This window comes from Roseinatronobacter domitianus, assembly GCF_023336755.1.
GTDB lineage: Bacteria > Pseudomonadota > Alphaproteobacteria > Rhodobacterales > Rhodobacteraceae > Roseinatronobacter > Roseinatronobacter domitianus.
Genome location: NZ_JALZWP010000004.1, coordinates 1 through 15,428, shown reverse-complemented (window position 1 = coordinate 15,428; position 15,428 = coordinate 1). Strand labels below are relative to the sequence as shown.

The window sequence follows — 15,428 nt, the reverse complement described above, 5'->3', positions numbered from 1 at the left end:
AATTTGGAAAGAGCAGGCATGACGGATATAAAAGAAATGGAAACGCGCCTGTCGCGCGCGCTGGATCGTATTTCGACGGCGGCGGGCAAATTAGCGGCCCCGGTAGCAGCTGCGCCCGTTCCGCCCGCCGAGGAGGCCGATACCGCGCGATTGCGGGCCGAATTGGAAGGTGAGCGCGCCAAGACTGCGCAACTGACCGAGCGGGTCAATGCCGTGCGCCAGCGGCAGGACAGTTCGGTGGCCTCAATGGAGCGGCGGTTGGCCCGGATGACCGAGCAGCTTGACCTGCAAAGCCTGGAAATGCTGCGCCTTAAGAAAGCCAATTCCAAACTTATCGAAGCCAATCGCCAGTTGCGCGAAGGGGTCGAGGCGCAGGTGATCGAACCCAGTGCGATCAACCGGTCGCTGGTGGCAGAACTGGAAGCCTTGCGCGCCGAGCGCGCGTCGGAATTGGCCGAAATGGAAGATGTCCTGGGCGAATTGAAGCCGCTTATGGGGACGGGAGAGCGTGATGCCTGAACAGACAATTACCATTGGTCATAAAGACTTCGCAGTCGCCTGCCAGCCGGGCGAAGAGAAGTTTTTGCTTGCGGCCGCCGAGATGCTGGATGCCGAAGCGCGCACGCTGCTCAACCAGATTGGTCGCGTCCCTGCCGAGAAGATGTTGCTTATGTCTGGCCTGATGCTGGCCGACAAGACGGCTTCGGTCGAGGACAAGCTGAAAGAGGCGGAGGCGCAGATCGAATCCATGCGTGAAGAAATTTCACGGCTGCACGCGCGCCCCGCGCAAAAGGTCGAGGTGCCGGTTGTGCCGCAAGACCTGACCGACGGTCTGTCCGAATTGGCGGCGCGCGCCGAAGCGGTGGCCGAAGAGATGGAAAGCCGCGGCTCAGCGTAGGGCGCGGCGCAGGGCAGGGACGAATTCCGGCTGGTTGTAGATGTCGTTATGCCCGGCATTCAGGTGGATGACCCGTGCCTGCGGCAGTGCCAAGGCCAAAGCGTCCGAACGTTTTGCCGGGATCACCTCGTCCCGGTCTGCGATGATGAGTGTGACGGGAGACCCATTGCGCGCCAGTGCCTTGGCGGCGGCCATTTCGTGCCGAAACAGCCAACGCACCGGCAGATAAGGCAGGCTGTCTGCCGCAACTTGCGCCAAACTGTCGAACGGCGTGACAAGGACAACCTGTTCCAGATCGCGCATAGCCGCCAGATGTGCGGCGACACCGCTGCCTATACTGAACCCCAACGCCGTAACGGACGCGCCCAGCGTGTCGTGAATGGCGATGGCGTCCGACATCAGCGCCTGCGCCGAGGGCGTGCCGGTGGATGGCGCGTAGCCTCGGTAATGAAAGACCACCACGGTTTGCGTGGGCGACACCTGATGCAGGAACAGCGCCATGGCTTCGGCGTTCCAGGCATTTCCGGGAAAGCCCAGAAGGATCGGTCGGGACGGGTCGCTGCCGGGAATGCGAACGCCATGAAGTTCCGCACCATCGGGCGTTGAAATTCTTAAGCGTTCCGCCTGCGCGGGTAGGCTAGGGGGCGCGCTGACCATGTGGCGCGGAAACACCAAAGAATGTTGAAAAAATGCAAGTGCTGCGACCAGTGCGGCGTAAAGCGTGACACCTGTCAAAAGGGTTTTCACCAATAAAGACAAGGTGCCCCCCAAAGTGGCAAATATTGAAGACAACGAGCACAGCCAGAAGATTGTCGCAAATTTGCAAAAACCCTAGTCTTTGGCCTGCCCCCGGAACCCGGTTGCAACGACGTATTTCTCCGAACTGTCAGAGCGGCTGGCCGGAGGTTTCACATTGGCGACCTTGCGGAAGTTCTGTTTCAGAAGCTGCTGCAATTCCGCCTCGGCTCCGCCCGCCAAGACTTTGGCGACAAAGGTGCCGTTTTCGTCCAGCACGTCGAACGCGAAATGCGCCGCCGCCTCGCACAAAGCCATGATGCGCATATGGTCGGTTTGTTTGTGACCCGATGCCGATGCGGCCATGTCCGACATGACCACATCCGCAGAGCCGCCCAGCCAGTCTTTAACTTGGCCATCCGCACCCTCGTCCAGAAAATCCAGCACATGTGCGGTGGCACCTGCCAGCGGCTCGACCTCTTGCAGATCCACCCCCAGCACGGTGCCGACGCGTTTGCCCTTCTTCTCGCCCAAGGCGTTCACACGCACCACTGCCACCTGCAACCAGCCACCGGGCGCACATCCCAGATCGACCACCCGTGCGCCGGGCACAAGGAAGCGATATTTGTCGTCCAACTCCAGCAGCTTATAGGCCGCGCGCCCTCTGTAGCCGTCCCGCCGGGCCGCGGCCACATAGGGGTCATTCAACTGCCGTTCCAGCCAGAGCGTAGAGGATAGCTTGCGCCCACGCGCGGTCTTGACCTTCACCTTAAGGTCGCGCTGGCCGCGCCCGGATGTGTTCTTGCCTGTCATCGTGCAACTTTCAATTCTGTGCCAGGTCCAGCGCGCCGTCGCCGCTCATCTGTGCATATAGCAGCCCTTCGCGCAGACCGCGATCAGCAACTGACATGCGTTCGGTTGGCCAAACGCGCATAAGCGCCGTCAGGATGGCCGCGCCGGACATAATCTGCGTATGCCGCTCTCGCCCGATGCGCGGGTCTTGGCGGCGACCAATGGGGCCAAGCGCCAGATATTCACGGATCACGCTATCGACCTGAGTCGAATTCATCACCAGACCGTCCACCTTGTTGCGATCATAGCGCTTGAGCCGCAGGTAACTGGCGGCGACGGTCGTGATCGTGCCAGAGGTGCCAATGATCTGGAATGCCTTGTGCTGCGTCGGGTCCGCATAGGGGGTGAAGGCTTCGAGTTGTTCCTCGAAATACCAGCTCATCAGCGCGAATCGGGCGGCATCGTCCTCGACATCGGCGAAATAGTCTTTCAGCGTTGCAACGCCCAAGGGCACGCTGATCCAGTCCACCACGCGGGGTTTGCCGGGCAACGGGTCGCGATTGAACGCGCCTTGATACATGGACAGAATCGCATTGCGCCGCGCTTCGGGCGCCACGCGCGACATGTCGATCCAGACCAATTCGGTAGACCCGCCGCCAATATCGATGACCAGCAGTTGTTCGGTATCTGCCGCCACCAGTGACGCGCAGGAGACGACGGCCAATCGCGCCTCTTCCTCGGCGGTGATAATGTCCAGCTTCAGCCCGGTTTCACGCTGTGCGCGGCGAATGAATTCGCGGCTGTTGCGGGCACGGCGGCAGGCTTCGGTTGCCACCAGACGCATACTGCGCACATTGTGCCGTTCCAGCTTTGACCGACAAATGCGCAACGCCTGAAGCGTGCGCTGCATGGGCCGATGCGATAGCAGGCCAGAGCTTTCCAGCCCGGTGCCAAGTTCGACAGCTTTTGAAAAGCTGTCCACGACTTCGAATTGCCCGCCCTTGGGGCGCGCAATGAGCATGCGACAACTATTCGTCCCCAGATCCAGCGCTGCGTACAGCTGCTCGGATCCGGGGTGGCGCGGAGCCTTTGCTGATGTCCTGACCACCGCATCGGGCGGGCCTTGGTCTGGTGTCAGGGGCGTGCCCGCGCCTGCGGGACGCTGGGGCGTCATGTTTCGCCCTCCAATTCATGTTGCGTGTAACGTAGTCCAGCGCTGCCCCCCGCGCAAGGCTTTGCGTTGCGTCGCGCGTGGCGCGGCCAAGGTCGGTTTTCGCACCGGGCATCGTGCAGGTGCTTGGTAAGACGGGGCAAGGCGGCACAAGGTGGATGGAACATGGCGCAACTTGTCATCGTATATTGGCGCGATATTCCCGCGCAGGTCATTGTCGGCAAGGGGCGGCGCGCACAGAAAGTGCAACTGTCCGAACGTTTCGAGCAAGCGATTGACCGCTGCGCCATGAAAGTGGGGGCCAAAGATGCCGATGCCTACTTGGCCGATTGGCGCAAAGCGCCGCCTGTCGAGGTCGCTGGCAGCGATGAACAGGTCGCAAGCGCCACGGCGGCCGAATTGGAAGCGGCGTATGACGCGGACAGGTTACGCGCACTGATCGGCAATGACGGCTGGGCATAGGCGCAGGTCGTGGCAAAGTTCTGGCTTGGGGAGAGCATAATGGCGCTTTTGAATTTTCGTCGTCCGGTCGAAATGGCCCCGCCGCAAAATGGCGCGGTCGAGGCGTTGATGCAGGGCTTCTCGCTGGAGGTGATGCCGCGCACAGCCGAGAAGATCGACGATTTCCGCACGCTTCTGCCTTTGGGCACACGGGTCTATATTGCCCATATCGAAGGCACGCCGATTGCCGATATGGTTGCAACCGCCGCGCGGCTGCGCGCCCAAGGCATGGAGCCGATGCCGCATTTTCCGGCGCGCATTATCCGTGACCGGGCAGAAGCCGCTGATTGGGTGGATCGCTACAGGTCAGAGGCGGATATTCGCGAAGCGTTGATGCTGGGGGGCGGTGTCGCAACCCCGGCAGGCTTCTATGCCGATTCCATGCAGTTGCTGGAAACCGGCCTGTTTGACGGGTTCGAGCGTCTGCATGTCGCCGGGCATCCAGAGGGCAACCGCGACATTGAACCTGCCGGGCAAGAGCGCATTGTGATGCATGCCCTGCGCTGGAAGCAGGATTTTGCGCGCAGCACCGGGGTGGATATGTCCATCGTTACGCAATTCGCGTTCGAGGCTGCGCCGATCATTGCATGGTGCGACCGTCTGCGCGCTGAAGGGATTACCTTGCCGGTGCATCTGGGTGTGGCCGGTCCTGCCAAGCTGCAAACGCTGATAAAATTCGCGGTGGCTTGCGGGGTCGGCCCTTCACTGAAAGTGCTGCAAAAGCGTGCCAAGGACGTGTCCAAGCTGCTTTTGCCGTTCGAGCCGACAGAGTTGGTGCAGGCTTTGGCCGCGCATAAAGCCGCGCATCCCGATTTCGCGGTGGACAAGCTGCATTTCTTCCCCTTGGGCGGCATCAAGACCAATGCCACCTGGACCGCAACGCATGGCGGCGCCAGCGCGCGCCCTGGCCAATAACCTTTAGCATCTGGAACGCCCATGACCCGCACTGTCATCGAATCTGCCACCAAGACCGTTATCATCGGTTTTGACGAACCGTTCTGCGTCATTGGTGAACGCATCAACCCCACGGGCCGCAAGAAGCTGGCGGCAGAGCTGGAGCAAGGCGACTTCACCACTGTAGAGCGCGATGCGCTGGAGCAGGTCGCCTGCGGTGCCACGGTTCTGGATATCAATTCGGGCGCGGTGTTTTCCAACAAAATGGCCGAAGACCCGCGCTATGCGGACAATAACTTTGTCGAGCCGCCGTTGATGCGCGATCTCTGCGCGCGGGTGCAGGCACTGGTCGATGTGCCTTTATGCATCGACTCGTCCGTGCCCGCGGCGCTGTTGGCCGGGTTGGAAGCTTGCAACGGGCGTCCGCTGCTGAACTCTGTCACCGGCGAGGAAGAGCGGCTGGAAGCGATCCTGCCGCTGGTCAAGAAATTCAATGTGCCGGTGGTGGCCATTTCGAACGACGATACTGGCATTTCAGAAGACCCGGACGTGCGGTTTGCTGTGGCTAAAAAGATCGTCGAGCGCGCGGCGGATTTCGGGATTCCCGCGCATGATATCGTGGTGGACCCGCTGGTCATGCCGATTGGCGCAATGGCGACGGCAGGGCATCAGGTGTTTACCTTGGTGCGCCGGCTGCGCGACGAATTGGGCGTGAATACGACCTGCGGGGCGTCAAATATCAGCTTTGGGCTGCCAAACCGGCATGGCGTGAACGCGGCGTTTCTGCCCATGGCGATTGGCGCGGGCATGACCAGTGCCATCATGAACCCGGTGCGCGCCCAAGAGATGGAAGCCATCCGCGCGGCGAACCTGTTGATGAACCATGACGCGAATGGCGGCGCCTGGATCGGGCTGACCAAGGTGATGGATGCGATGAAAGACGGGGTAAGCTTTGCCGAAGCCTCGCGCGCTGCGATGGATGCGGGCGCGCGCACTGGCGGGCGGCGTGGCGGACGGCGCGCACGCGGCTGACCCGTCCGACCTTAAATGCAAAAAACCCGCCCGAGCAAATCGGGCGGGTTTTTTATGCGGCAGGGTAGGGCGATCAGCTTGCGCTGGCCGCCCCTTTCTTTGCTTCGGCGTAGATCAGAAGCGGTTTCGCCTCTGATGTGACAGCCTCGTCATTGACGACAACCTCGCTGACATTATCCAGCCCCGGAAGGTCGAACATGGTATCCAGAAGGATATCTTCCATGATCGAGCGCAAGCCGCGCGCGCCTGTTTTGCGGGCAATGGCACGTTTGGCAATGGCGCGCAGCGCCTCGTCGGTGAAGGTCAGGTCCGAGCCTTCGATGTCGAACAGTTTCTGGTATTGCTTGACCAGTGCGTTCTTGGGTTCGGTCAGGATGGTGACAAGCGCGTCTTCGTCCAGATCGGTCAGGGTCGCGGTGACCGGCAGACGGCCCACGAATTCCGGGATCAACCCGAATTTCAGCAGGTCTTCCGGTTCAAGGCTTTTCAACCGCTCACCGATGGTGGTCTGGCTTTCATCCTTCACATCGGCACCAAAGCCGATGGCAGAGCCTTTGCCACGCTGCGCGATGATACGGTCCAGACCCGCAAAGGCACCGCCGCAGATGAACAGAATATTCGTCGTGTCCACTTGCAGGAATTCCTGCTGGGGGTGCTTGCGACCGCCTTGCGGCGGCACAGAGGCGACGGTGCCTTCCATCAGTTTCAGCAGCGCCTGCTGCACCCCTTCGCCCGACACGTCACGCGTAATCGACGGGTTGTCAGACTTGCGGGTGATCTTGTCGACCTCGTCAATATAGACGATACCGCGTTGCGCGCGCTCCACATTGTATTCGCTGGACTGCAACAGCTTGAGGATGATGTTCTCGACATCCTCACCGACATACCCCGCTTCTGTCAGCGTGGTCGCATCGGCCATGGTGAAGGGCACATCCAGAATACGCGCCAGCGTCTGCGCCAGCAGTGTCTTACCGCAGCCGGTCGGGCCGATCAGCAGGATATTGGATTTCGACAGTTCCACCTCACCCGATTTTCCGGCGTGGTTCAGGCGCTTGTAATGGTTGTGAACGGCAACGGACAACACGCGCTTGGCCTGTTCCTGTCCGATGACATAATCGTCCAGCACATTGCAGATTTCGCGCGGAGTTGGCACGCCATCGGTGGTTTTCAAACCGCCCGATTTCGTCTCCTCGCGGATGATGTCCATGCAGAGTTCAACGCACTCATCGCAAATGAACACGGTTGGACCAGCGATCAGTTTGCGCACCTCATGCTGGCTTTTGCCACAGAAGGAGCAGTATAGCGTGTTCTTGCTGTCAGTGTCGGATGTCGGCATCACTCACCTTTGCGGTCTTGTCTGCGATAGGGTCTCTCGTCGGGGGAGCCATTCTCTGACCTTCTTGTGACAAAGCCTAGGTCAGTCGGGCGGCAGGGACAATGCAAAACTGCACCGTCCCTGATGTTTGGGCTTGGCTGCATCAAGCCCCGGCAGTGTCGGCACGAGAGGTTACGATATCGTCGATCAGGCCCCAATCCTTGGCCATTTCGGCTGTCATGAAGTTGTCACGTTCCAGCGCATCCTCGACCTTTTTCAAGGTCTGGCCGGTGTGATGGACATAAATCTTGTTCAGACGTTCCTTCAGTTCCAGAATTTCGCGCGCGTGAATGGAAATATCCGTCGCTTGGCCCTGAAAGCCGCCGGAGGGCTGGTGAACCATGATCCGCGAATTGGGCAGCGAGAAACGCATCCCCTTTTCGCCCGCTGCAAGCAGCAGAGACCCCATGGAGGCGGCCTGCCCGACAACAAGGGTCGACACCTTGGGTTTGATATATTGCATGGTATCATAGATCGACAGGCCAGAGGTCACGACACCGCCGGGGCTGTTGATATACATGGAAATTTCCTTGGACGGGTTTTCCGCCTCAAGGTGCAGAAGCTGCGCGACGATCAGGCTGGCCATGCCGTCATGCACCGGGCCGGTCACGAAAATGATCCGCTCTTTCAGCAGGCGCGAGAAAATGTCGTAGGCGCGTTCGCCGCGGCTGGTCTGTTCCACGACCATGGGAACGAGGTTCATGTAGGTTTCGATAGGATCGTTCATGCTGCCTGCTTTCATCCGTGACCTGCTTTGGTCTGTGATACCCTAGAGTGGTTGACTGAATCTTAGTGCTGCGCCGGGAGGGCCGCAAGGGGCGGGGGGCAAGTTTGCCGCCCGGACCCTGTCACGAGGTCGATGACCCGGCTGCGGCGAAGATTGCGTCAATCATTGCCTGATTGCCGCGCGACAGTTCCAGCGGGCAGGCGAAAGGGGTGCCGGTTTCTGCACTGGCTGCGAAATTTTCAAGCATTAGCGCGTATTGGTTCACGTTGTTGAACCGCTCCATGTGCAGCCGCCCGTCGCTTAACCATTCCACGCGCGCATCGCCATAGACCGGGCCGTTGAACGGAGCGGTCAATTCTATCCATCCGTCTTGGCCATGAAAAATCATGTTCTGGCGGCGTTGTTGCATCATGCCGCAGTAAAATGACATCGTGAAGTCCGGGAAATCGGCCCAGACGCGGGCAAAGATATCGACTCCGTTCTGATATCGGATGTCCGAGCGCAGGCGCGTGGGTTCGGCCCCTGTCGCCATGCGCGCAGTGATGCAGGGGTAAACGCCGACATCGCGCAGGCCACCGCCGCCTTTGGCCGGGTCATGGCGGATATTGCCAAGGTCGCGATTGGTGTAGGTAAAACATCCCTCGATATGCTCCAGCCGCCCGATGACACCTTGCGCCAGCAGGTCGCGCACCAAGGCCCATTGCGGGTGATGCGCGACCATGAAAGCCTCTGCTATCAGTTTCCCGGACGTGTCGCGCGCTGCAATCAGGCTGTCGATCTGGTCTGCCTGCAACGCAATGGGTTTTTCGCACAGCACATGTTTGCCAGCTTGGGCGGCGCGGATTGACCATTCCACATGCAGGTCATTGGGCAGCGGGATATAAACCGCGTCCACATCCGGGTCGGCCAACAAAGCGTCATAGTTTTCATGCACGCGCAGACCGGGTGTAAGCGCTTGAAACGGTGCAGCCTTGGCCGCATTGCGCGTGGCTATGGCAACCAGTTCCGTTCCCCGCGCCAGTTGCATGGCCGGTGCCAGATCGGTCCGGGCAATTTTCGCGGCCCCCAGTATTCCCCAACGCATATGTGTCTCCCGTGCTGTTGGCGCTACCATATCGGGCATCCTTGGGGGTGCAAGGGCGCAGACCATTGACGCTTGCGCGGCCGGGGGCTAGGGCATGGCGCAATATGAAGGATGGTCCCAGATGAACCTGTTCACCGAATTTCGCGCTTGTGTTCTGGACGCTTTGCACGCCCTGACCGCCCAAGGCACGCTGCCTGAAGGCTTGGATTTCGCCAATGTGACGGTAGAGCCCCCGCGCGACCCCGCGCATGGCGACATGGCGACGAATGCCGCTATGGTGCTGGCCAAGCCTGCGGGCCTGAAGCCGCGCGACATTGCCGAAAGTTTGGCCGCACATCTGCTGACCGATCCGCGCATTGCCAGCGCCGAGGTGGCCGGGCCGGGGTTCCTGAACCTGCGGCTGGCGAATGCCGTCTGGGCGAGCGTGCTGGGCGATGTGCTGGACCAAGGTGATGCCTTTGGGCGCTCATCCATGGGGCAGGGCACCAAAGTAAACGTGGAATTCGTCTCGGCCAACCCGACCGGCCCCATGCATGTGGGCCACACGCGCGGCGCGGTGGTGGGCGATGCGCTGTCGAACCTGCTGGCCTTTGCGGGCTATGACGTGACGCGCGAATATTACATCAACGACGGTGGCGCGCAGGTCGATGTGCTGGCGCGATCTGCTTATGAACGCTACCGCGAAGCGCATGGCCGCTCGCCCGAGATTGCCGAGGGGCTTTACCCCGGTGAATACCTGATCGAGGTGGGCGAGGCGCTGAAAGCCGAATTCGGCGCGCAATTTCTGGACCAGCCCGAATCCGTCTGGCTGGAAACCATCCGCAATTTTGCGACCGAGCGGATGATGGGAATGATCCGCGAGGATCTGGCCGCGCTGGGCGTGCGGATGGATGTGTATTCATCCGAGAAAGCGCTTTACGGCACAGGAGAGATTGAGCGCGCCATTGACCGGCTGCGCGAGAAGGGTCTGATCTATCGCGGCGTGCTGGAACCGCCCAAGGGCAAGACGCCGGAAGACTGGGAGCCGCGCGAGCAGGTGCTGTTCAAATCCACCGCGCATGGCGACGACGTGGACCGCCCGATTATGAAATCGGATGGCGGCTGGACCTATTTCGCGCCCGATATTGCTTATCATTCCAACAAGGTAGATCGCGGGTTTGATCTGCTGATCGACATTTTTGGGGCCGATCATGGCGGTTATGTGAAGCGCATGAAAGCTGCCGTGGCGGCGCTGTCGGATAACCGCGTGCCGTTGGAAATTCGGCTGATCCAGTTGGTGAAACTGTATAAGAACGGCGAGCCGTTCAAGATGTCGAAACGCGCGGGCACTTTCGTGACCCTGCGGGATGTGGTGGATGAAGTGGGCGCTGATGTGACCCGTTTCGTGATGCTGACCCGCAAAAACGACGCCAGCCTTGATTTTGACTTTGCCAAGGTTCTGGAGCAATCGCGCGAAAACCCGGTCTGGTATGTGCAATATGCCAGCGCACGGGTGCAGTCGGTGTTGCGCAAAGCGGCGGATATGGGCGCGGCACAGACCAAGCCAGACCTGTCCACCCTGACCCATGACGCCGAATTGGGCCTGATTCGCAAGCTGGCCGAATGGCCGCGCATCGTGGAACTGGCCGCCCGTGTGTATGAGCCGCATCGTGTGGCAGGCTATCTGTCGGAACTGGCTGCTGAATTTCACTCTTTGTGGAATCGTGGCAATGACACGCCCGACCTGCGCTTCGTGCAAGAGAGCGATCTGGCCACAACCGCCGCGAAAACCGCACTGGTGCGGGCGACAGGTGTTGTCATTGCCAACGGTCTGGCTATCCTTGGGGTTGCCGCGATGGATGAGATGCGCTGAAAAGTCAGTATTTTTCGCGGGACGTGTCGGCCTTTGCATGGTATCGTGCAAGGACGCAAAGCATATAAGCGCAAAAATGCGCGAAATCCGGCAATGTCGAGCAGACATCTTGCCAACATGATTTAGCAGGAAGGGCATGGGTGAAACCTTGCCCTGCATGAGGCAGGTATGGGTGAAAGCAGATATTATCCTGCACATGGCGCTCGGTTCCATGATGGGCCGACGCCGGATGCTTGGGGTCATCGAGAAAATCCGCCGGCGCCACCGAATGCGGAAGGCGCTTGGCCGCAACATCAATGGCCGCAAGAGCGGGATGTGTCTTATCAAGGCTATGCGCCACGAGGGGCTCTGGGGGCTCTGGGGGCTCAGGCTTCTTTTGGAGCGACTGCTGGCTATCACAACGACGCGCATGACCCGTATAACGAAGCCCATCACATGTATGGGGGCGCGCAGAGCTTGGCCGAACCTGACCCTTATGGGTTAGGCCAGCGCCAACAGGCCCGACCGCATGATACCCACTATTCTGGCTTTGCAGCTGCGCCCCCGCATGGTGGACATGCGCAATTCCCTGCCACCGTCGCACAGCCCGTCACCGCCGCCGGCGTGGCGCAAGGCTTGGGCGCGGTTCTGTCGCTTGTATTGCTGGTAAGCGGCGGTGTCTGGGCCTTTCAGATGATGCAGCGCGATGTGTCGGGCGTGCCGGTTGTGCGCGCGCTTGAAGGGCCGCTGCGCGTAACCCCGGATAATCCGGGCGGGTCACAAGCGGCACATCAGGGCTTGTCGGTTACAGAACTGGCCGCAGATGGGCCGTCGACACTTCCTGACGAGATCGTTCTGGCGCCGCCACCGCTTAATCTGGACCGCGATGTGACCAGTCCGGCACGCAACCAATCTATGCCATCGGGTGGCGAAGACCGACTGATAGAGGTTGGCCTGCCGCTGGCCGGAACCCCGGATGTGGCAGATGCGGCCCCGCTGGGAATTGTCAGTCCGAACCGGCTGGCCGTAACCCGGTCGCCCCGCCCGAACCCGCGTGGCGTGCAGTTTGCGGCGCAACGTCCAAGCCAGCCCACCGCATCCACGGCGGCAGATACCGACCTTGCCGCCGTAATCGCGAATTCGGTGGCTGCGGATCTCTCGCGAGGGGGCGGTGTCGATATCGACCCTGCCAGCATTGGTCCGGGGACACGGCTTGTCCAGCTTGGCACCTATGACAGCGCGGATGAAGCGCGCAGCGCTTGGGACCGTCTGTCGCAAAGGTTCGACCCTTTGCTGGATGACCGGGGCCGGGTGATCGAAGCCGCGCATAGCGGCGGGTCCGTGTTCTACCGGCTGCGGGCGCATGGCTTCAATGATGAGCGTGACGCGCGCCATTTCTGTGCGGCGCTCATTGACCAGAGGATGGATTGTATTCCGGTGATGATCCGATGACCGCTGCCCCGCGCGCTGTGATCTTCGGTTGCGCGGGGCTGCGTTTGACTGCGGCAGAGAAACGATTCCTGTCTGACGCGCAACCTTGGGGCGCGATCCTGTTTGCCCGCAATATCGACACACCCGCGCAGCTTCGGGCGCTCACGACAGATTGGCGCGAGTGCCTTGGGCGTGATCTGCCAATCCTGATCGACCAGGAAGGCGGGCGCGTGCAACGCATGGGGCCGCCGAACTGGCGCGACTGGCTGCCCGCGCTGGACCAAAGTCTGTTGGCGCGTGATCCGGCGCGCGCGATGTATCTGCGCGGACGGCTGATGGCCGCAGATTTGCGCGCCGTTGGTATTGACGTGAATTGCGCCCCGCTTGCGGATATCGCGCGGCCTGAAACCCATGCGATCCTGCGAAACCGCTGCTATGCAGAGACACTTGAACAGGTCGTGCTCCTCGCCCGCGCCATGGCGGATGGTCTGTGCGATGGTGGCGTGTTGCCGGTTTTGAAACACATGCCAGGGCATGGACGCGCGACGCTGGACAGCCATCAGGATCTACCCATGGTGACAGCCTGCGCAGAAACACTGCGCCAGCAGGATTTCGCGGCCTTCGCGGCGCTGTCTGACCTGCCCTTGGCCATGAGTGCGCATATCGTGTTCACCGCGTTCGACCCCGCGCAACCCGCCACCACATCGGCCAAAATGATCCGCGTAATCCGCGATGAGATTGGTTTTGATGGTGCGCTTATGACGGACGATCTCTCGATGGAGGCGTTATCGGGAACCCTGTCAACACGGGCGCGCGCCGCGCTTGCGGCTGGCTGCGACTTGGTTCTGCATTGCAATGGGGTGCTGGAGCAGATGCAGCAGGTCGCAGAGGCTTGCCCGGTGCTGGCGGGCCCCGCGCGGGACCGCTGCGATCGGGCCTTGGCGTCACGCGGCCCTGCCATGGCGGTCGACCTCTCCGAGCTGGCCGCTGAATACGACACTCTTCTGATGGAGCCACAGGCATGAGCCTTGAACCCTGGGACGAATTGCGCACGGCTCTTCAGGTCGCCCGCGCGGGCACCGTAAGCGGCGCGGCGCAACGGCTTGGGGTGCATCACGCCACGGTCATCCGCCATATTGACGGGCTGGAAGATCGGCTGGGCGTGAAACTGTTCCAGCGTCACGCCAAAGGCTACGCGCTGACCGAAGCGGGGCGGATGCTGACCGACGGTGCAGCAGAGGCCGAAGCCCGTTTCGACAAGCTCGCGGCGCGGCTGGACATGCTGCAAAGCGGCATCGAAGGTGACTTATGCGTCACGACCGTGCCCGAACTCTGCGACATCGTGCTGCCGGTGCTTAGCCAGCTTCGCGCCGATAACCCGCAACTGGTGCCGTGTTTGCGCGTGGAAGAACGGCTTGCTCGGCTGGAATATGGCGAGGCCCATCTGGCCTTGCGCGCTGGTGCGCGACCAACCGAACCCGACAATGTCGTCCAGCCGCTGGGGGCGCTGCCCGTGGCCTTGTTTGCCGCGCCCGCCTATCTGGAACGGCGGGGCATGCCACGCACCGAAGCTGATCTTGCCGATCATGATGTCGTCACGGTCGAGCCGGGCCATGCCCGCGCTCCGTTCGATCGCTGGATGGAACAGCATGCCCGCCATGTCGGCCTGCACAGCAACGACCGCACGACATTGCTGGCGGCGATGCGGGCCGGGCTGGGGTTGGGCTTTGCGCCTGCCAGCCTGCAAAGCGATGCGCTGGTACAGGTCATGCCGCCGCGCCCGGACTGGAGTGCTGAACTGTGGCTTGTCACCCATGTGGACCTGCACCGCAGCCCCAAGGTGCAAGCCGCAACCACCGCCCTGAAGGCACGATTTGCTGCGCTTGCGGATGAAAGCCTCTAGCCAGTCCCGAAAACCCCGATTTTCCGGTTGCGGCCCCGCACCGGTATCTTTAAACGGAGCGACGGAGATGTGGCCGAGTGGTCGAAGGCGCTCCCCTGCTAAGGGAGTAGGCCCGGAAGGGTCTCGAGGGTTCGAATCCCTTCGTCTCCGCCATTGCCCATTGATTTCATTGGATAAATCTGGGTTTTGTTGGGCTTGCCCCACATAAAGCCCCACATCCTGAAAACGCTTGGGCGGGCTTGAATTTTTACCTTTGGGAATGCCGTCAAAAAAAGCGCCTATCGTCATCACGTCCGGGTTCAAATTGATTGTCTCAAAGCACTTGGCGCAAAAATCTACCTATTCAGTGCGCACCGATTTGATCTCTAAGGCTATGGCATGCACGCTGAGACAGGCTGACAGGTCAATCTATGGCACGTTTCCCGGAAAAGATATTGCAGCGATACTGTGTTGTCCAAATTGATCCAAAACATGGCTTTCTCAGAGCCTTCCGGCAAGCTGCATGTCGAAATATCGGGCTGTCATCTTGAGTAAAGCTGCGCCTGCATCCTATGAAACGCGTCCTTGATCTCGGGCAGGCCACCTAGTCGATTCTTCGCCTCGCCGACGCTGCCATATCGTGCAGTTAAGAACTGCCCTAGCTTTGTTGAAGCTAGCTCGTGTTCGCCGTGCCGCTCGTATGCGTCGAGGATGATGATCAGAAGCGCCTTCATATCCTCTTGCAAGTTTGCCAGTCCGCTGTGTTTGACTGCATCCGCGCGGTCATGGCGTGTCTTTGGATCGTTTGTGAACATCACATAACCCAGCACGTCGAAGAGATCGCTGTCGGGTGCATCGACCAGTCTGCGAATGTCGTTCAGGCGGTCAGTGTCATAGCCACGGTCTGAAAGCTGTTTCAGGAACGTCTCTCGGCTGTCGGGATCGCAAGGGAGTGTCATGAACTTTGTGTATCTGGTCTGGCCCATGCGGGTTTCAGATACGGTTACGCATTGAAGCGATCCTCGAACATTATGGCGAAATGGTTGCGGGCGGCAAACCATTCCCGGACATTTCG

The 15,428-nt window shown here is 60.6% G+C and carries 17 protein-coding genes and 1 tRNA gene; 10 read left to right on the top strand and 8 right to left on the bottom strand.

Annotated elements, in window-relative coordinates; genetic code table 11:
* Positions 1–18 precede the first annotated feature (18 nt).
* Together M3N55_RS05465 and M3N55_RS05460 are read left to right on the top strand one after the other, a co-directional pair.
* The gene (locus M3N55_RS05465; protein WP_249057195.1) at positions 19–519 is read left to right on the top strand and encodes a hypothetical protein; all 501 of its coding nucleotides are present in this window, start codon (positions 19–21) and stop codon (positions 517–519) included.
* The gene (locus M3N55_RS05460; RefSeq protein ID WP_249057193.1) at positions 512–898 is read left to right on the top strand and encodes a cell division protein ZapA; all 387 of its coding nucleotides are present in this window, start codon (positions 512–514) and stop codon (positions 896–898) included. The genes M3N55_RS05465 and M3N55_RS05460 overlap by 8 nt, the downstream gene beginning before the upstream one ends.
* On the opposite strand, the gene M3N55_RS05455 is transcribed toward M3N55_RS05460, so the two are convergent.
* From M3N55_RS05455 to M3N55_RS05445, 3 genes are all read right to left on the bottom strand, one after another.
* Positions 890–1,657 carry an alpha/beta hydrolase gene (locus tag M3N55_RS05455; RefSeq protein WP_249057191.1) on the bottom strand — a complete coding sequence of 256 codons (768 nt, stop codon included), beginning with the start codon at positions 1,655–1,657 and terminating at the stop codon, positions 890–892. The genes M3N55_RS05460 and M3N55_RS05455 overlap by 9 nt on opposite strands.
* A 72-nt stretch (positions 1,658–1,729) precedes the next feature.
* A complete protein-coding gene (locus tag M3N55_RS05450) occupies positions 1,730–2,446 on the bottom strand; it encodes an RlmE family RNA methyltransferase (RefSeq protein ID WP_249057189.1) in 717 nt (238 codons plus the stop codon).
* 10 nt (positions 2,447–2,456) lie between these two features.
* Positions 2,457–3,599, bottom strand: a complete 1,143-nt coding sequence (locus M3N55_RS05445) for a Ppx/GppA phosphatase family protein (RefSeq protein ID WP_249057187.1) — start codon at positions 3,597–3,599, stop codon at positions 2,457–2,459.
* 162 nt (positions 3,600–3,761) lie between these two features.
* Between M3N55_RS05445 and M3N55_RS05440 the strand changes: the two genes are divergently transcribed.
* Genes M3N55_RS05440 through M3N55_RS05430 form a run of 3 tightly spaced genes read left to right on the top strand, consistent with a single transcriptional unit; the run spans position 3,762 to position 6,023 of the window.
* On the top strand, positions 3,762–4,058 hold the full coding sequence (locus tag M3N55_RS05440; protein ID WP_249057185.1) for a virulence factor: 297 nt from the start codon (positions 3,762–3,764) through the stop codon (positions 4,056–4,058).
* Positions 4,059–4,097: 39 nt separating this feature from the next.
* Positions 4,098–5,012, top strand: a complete 915-nt coding sequence (locus M3N55_RS05435) for a methylenetetrahydrofolate reductase (protein ID WP_249057183.1) — start codon at positions 4,098–4,100, stop codon at positions 5,010–5,012.
* Between the two features lie 21 nt (positions 5,013–5,033).
* A complete protein-coding gene (locus tag M3N55_RS05430; protein WP_249057181.1) occupies positions 5,034–6,023 on the top strand; it encodes a methyltetrahydrofolate cobalamin methyltransferase in 990 nt (329 codons plus the stop codon).
* A gap of 73 nt (positions 6,024–6,096) precedes the next feature.
* On the opposite strand, the gene clpX is transcribed toward M3N55_RS05430, so the two are convergent.
* The 3 genes from clpX to M3N55_RS05415 all read right to left on the bottom strand — a co-directional run bounded on the left by clpX (position 6,097) and on the right by M3N55_RS05415 (position 9,209).
* Entirely contained in the window at positions 6,097–7,359 is a 1,263-nt protein-coding gene (gene clpX / locus M3N55_RS05425) for an ATP-dependent Clp protease ATP-binding subunit ClpX (protein WP_249057178.1), read from the bottom strand.
* A gap of 142 nt (positions 7,360–7,501) precedes the next feature.
* Positions 7,502–8,125 carry an ATP-dependent Clp endopeptidase proteolytic subunit ClpP gene (gene clpP / locus M3N55_RS05420; protein ID WP_249057176.1) on the bottom strand — a complete coding sequence of 208 codons (624 nt, stop codon included), beginning with the start codon at positions 8,123–8,125 and terminating at the stop codon, positions 7,502–7,504.
* 121 nt (positions 8,126–8,246) lie between these two features.
* Complete coding sequence (locus M3N55_RS05415) at positions 8,247–9,209, bottom strand: Gfo/Idh/MocA family protein (RefSeq protein WP_249057175.1); 963 nt, start codon at positions 9,207–9,209, stop codon at positions 8,247–8,249.
* 121 nt (positions 9,210–9,330) lie between these two features.
* On the opposite strand from M3N55_RS05415, the gene argS reads away from it, so the two are divergent.
* Entirely contained in the window at positions 9,331–11,061 is a 1,731-nt protein-coding gene (argS, locus tag M3N55_RS05410; RefSeq protein WP_249057174.1) for an arginine--tRNA ligase, read from the top strand.
* Between the two features lie 4 nt (positions 11,062–11,065).
* Here the strand turns inward: argS and M3N55_RS05405 are convergent, their stop codons facing one another.
* Complete coding sequence (locus tag M3N55_RS05405; protein WP_249057172.1) at positions 11,066–11,401, bottom strand: hypothetical protein; 336 nt, start codon at positions 11,399–11,401, stop codon at positions 11,066–11,068.
* Between the two features lie 95 nt (positions 11,402–11,496).
* On the opposite strand from M3N55_RS05405, the gene M3N55_RS05400 reads away from it, so the two are divergent.
* From M3N55_RS05400 to M3N55_RS05385, 4 genes are all read left to right on the top strand, one after another.
* A complete protein-coding gene (locus M3N55_RS05400; protein ID WP_249057170.1) occupies positions 11,497–12,492 on the top strand; it encodes an SPOR domain-containing protein in 996 nt (331 codons plus the stop codon).
* Positions 12,489–13,496, top strand: a complete 1,008-nt coding sequence (gene nagZ, locus M3N55_RS05395) for a beta-N-acetylhexosaminidase (RefSeq protein ID WP_249057168.1) — start codon at positions 12,489–12,491, stop codon at positions 13,494–13,496. Before M3N55_RS05400 ends, nagZ begins: the two co-directional genes overlap by 4 nt.
* Positions 13,493–14,374: a LysR family transcriptional regulator gene (locus tag M3N55_RS05390; RefSeq protein ID WP_249057166.1), complete on the top strand. Its 882-nt coding sequence runs from the start codon at positions 13,493–13,495 to the stop codon at positions 14,372–14,374. Before nagZ ends, M3N55_RS05390 begins: the two co-directional genes overlap by 4 nt.
* Before the next feature lie 63 nt (positions 14,375–14,437).
* Positions 14,438–14,527 (top strand) — tRNA-Ser (locus tag M3N55_RS05385).
* Positions 14,528–14,895: 368 nt separating this feature from the next.
* Here M3N55_RS05385 and M3N55_RS05380 read toward each other — a convergent pair.
* Positions 14,896–15,428 (bottom strand): type I restriction-modification enzyme R subunit C-terminal domain-containing protein (locus M3N55_RS05380; RefSeq protein WP_283163887.1); only part of this gene is annotated, 533 nt, incomplete at its 5' end.

Excerpts from the sequence above, each read along its gene's own strand:
- M3N55_RS05465 (WP_249057195.1), top strand. The coding sequence starts at position 19 with ATGACGGATATAAAAGAAATGGAAACGCGCCTGTCGCGCGCGCTGGAT.
- M3N55_RS05460 (WP_249057193.1), top strand. The coding sequence starts at position 512 with ATGCCTGAACAGACAATTACCATTGGTCATAAAGACTTCGCAGTCGCC.
- M3N55_RS05450 (WP_249057189.1), bottom strand. The coding sequence starts at position 2,446 with ATGACAGGCAAGAACACATCCGGGCGCGGCCAGCGCGACCTTAAGGTG.
- M3N55_RS05445 (WP_249057187.1), bottom strand. The coding sequence starts at position 3,599 with ATGACGCCCCAGCGTCCCGCAGGCGCGGGCACGCCCCTGACACCAGAC.
- M3N55_RS05440 (WP_249057185.1), top strand. The coding sequence starts at position 3,762 with ATGGCGCAACTTGTCATCGTATATTGGCGCGATATTCCCGCGCAGGTC.
- M3N55_RS05435 (WP_249057183.1), top strand. The coding sequence starts at position 4,098 with ATGGCGCTTTTGAATTTTCGTCGTCCGGTCGAAATGGCCCCGCCGCAA.
- M3N55_RS05430 (WP_249057181.1), top strand. The coding sequence starts at position 5,034 with ATGACCCGCACTGTCATCGAATCTGCCACCAAGACCGTTATCATCGGT.
- clpX (WP_249057178.1), bottom strand. The coding sequence starts at position 7,359 with ATGCCGACATCCGACACTGACAGCAAGAACACGCTATACTGCTCCTTC.
- clpP (WP_249057176.1), bottom strand. The coding sequence starts at position 8,125 with ATGAACGATCCTATCGAAACCTACATGAACCTCGTTCCCATGGTCGTG.
- M3N55_RS05415 (WP_249057175.1), bottom strand. The coding sequence starts at position 9,209 with ATGCGTTGGGGAATACTGGGGGCCGCGAAAATTGCCCGGACCGATCTG.
- argS (WP_249057174.1), top strand. The coding sequence starts at position 9,331 with ATGAACCTGTTCACCGAATTTCGCGCTTGTGTTCTGGACGCTTTGCAC.
- M3N55_RS05400 (WP_249057170.1), top strand. The coding sequence starts at position 11,497 with ATGTATGGGGGCGCGCAGAGCTTGGCCGAACCTGACCCTTATGGGTTA.
- nagZ (WP_249057168.1), top strand. The coding sequence starts at position 12,489 with ATGACCGCTGCCCCGCGCGCTGTGATCTTCGGTTGCGCGGGGCTGCGT.
- M3N55_RS05390 (WP_249057166.1), top strand. The coding sequence starts at position 13,493 with ATGAGCCTTGAACCCTGGGACGAATTGCGCACGGCTCTTCAGGTCGCC.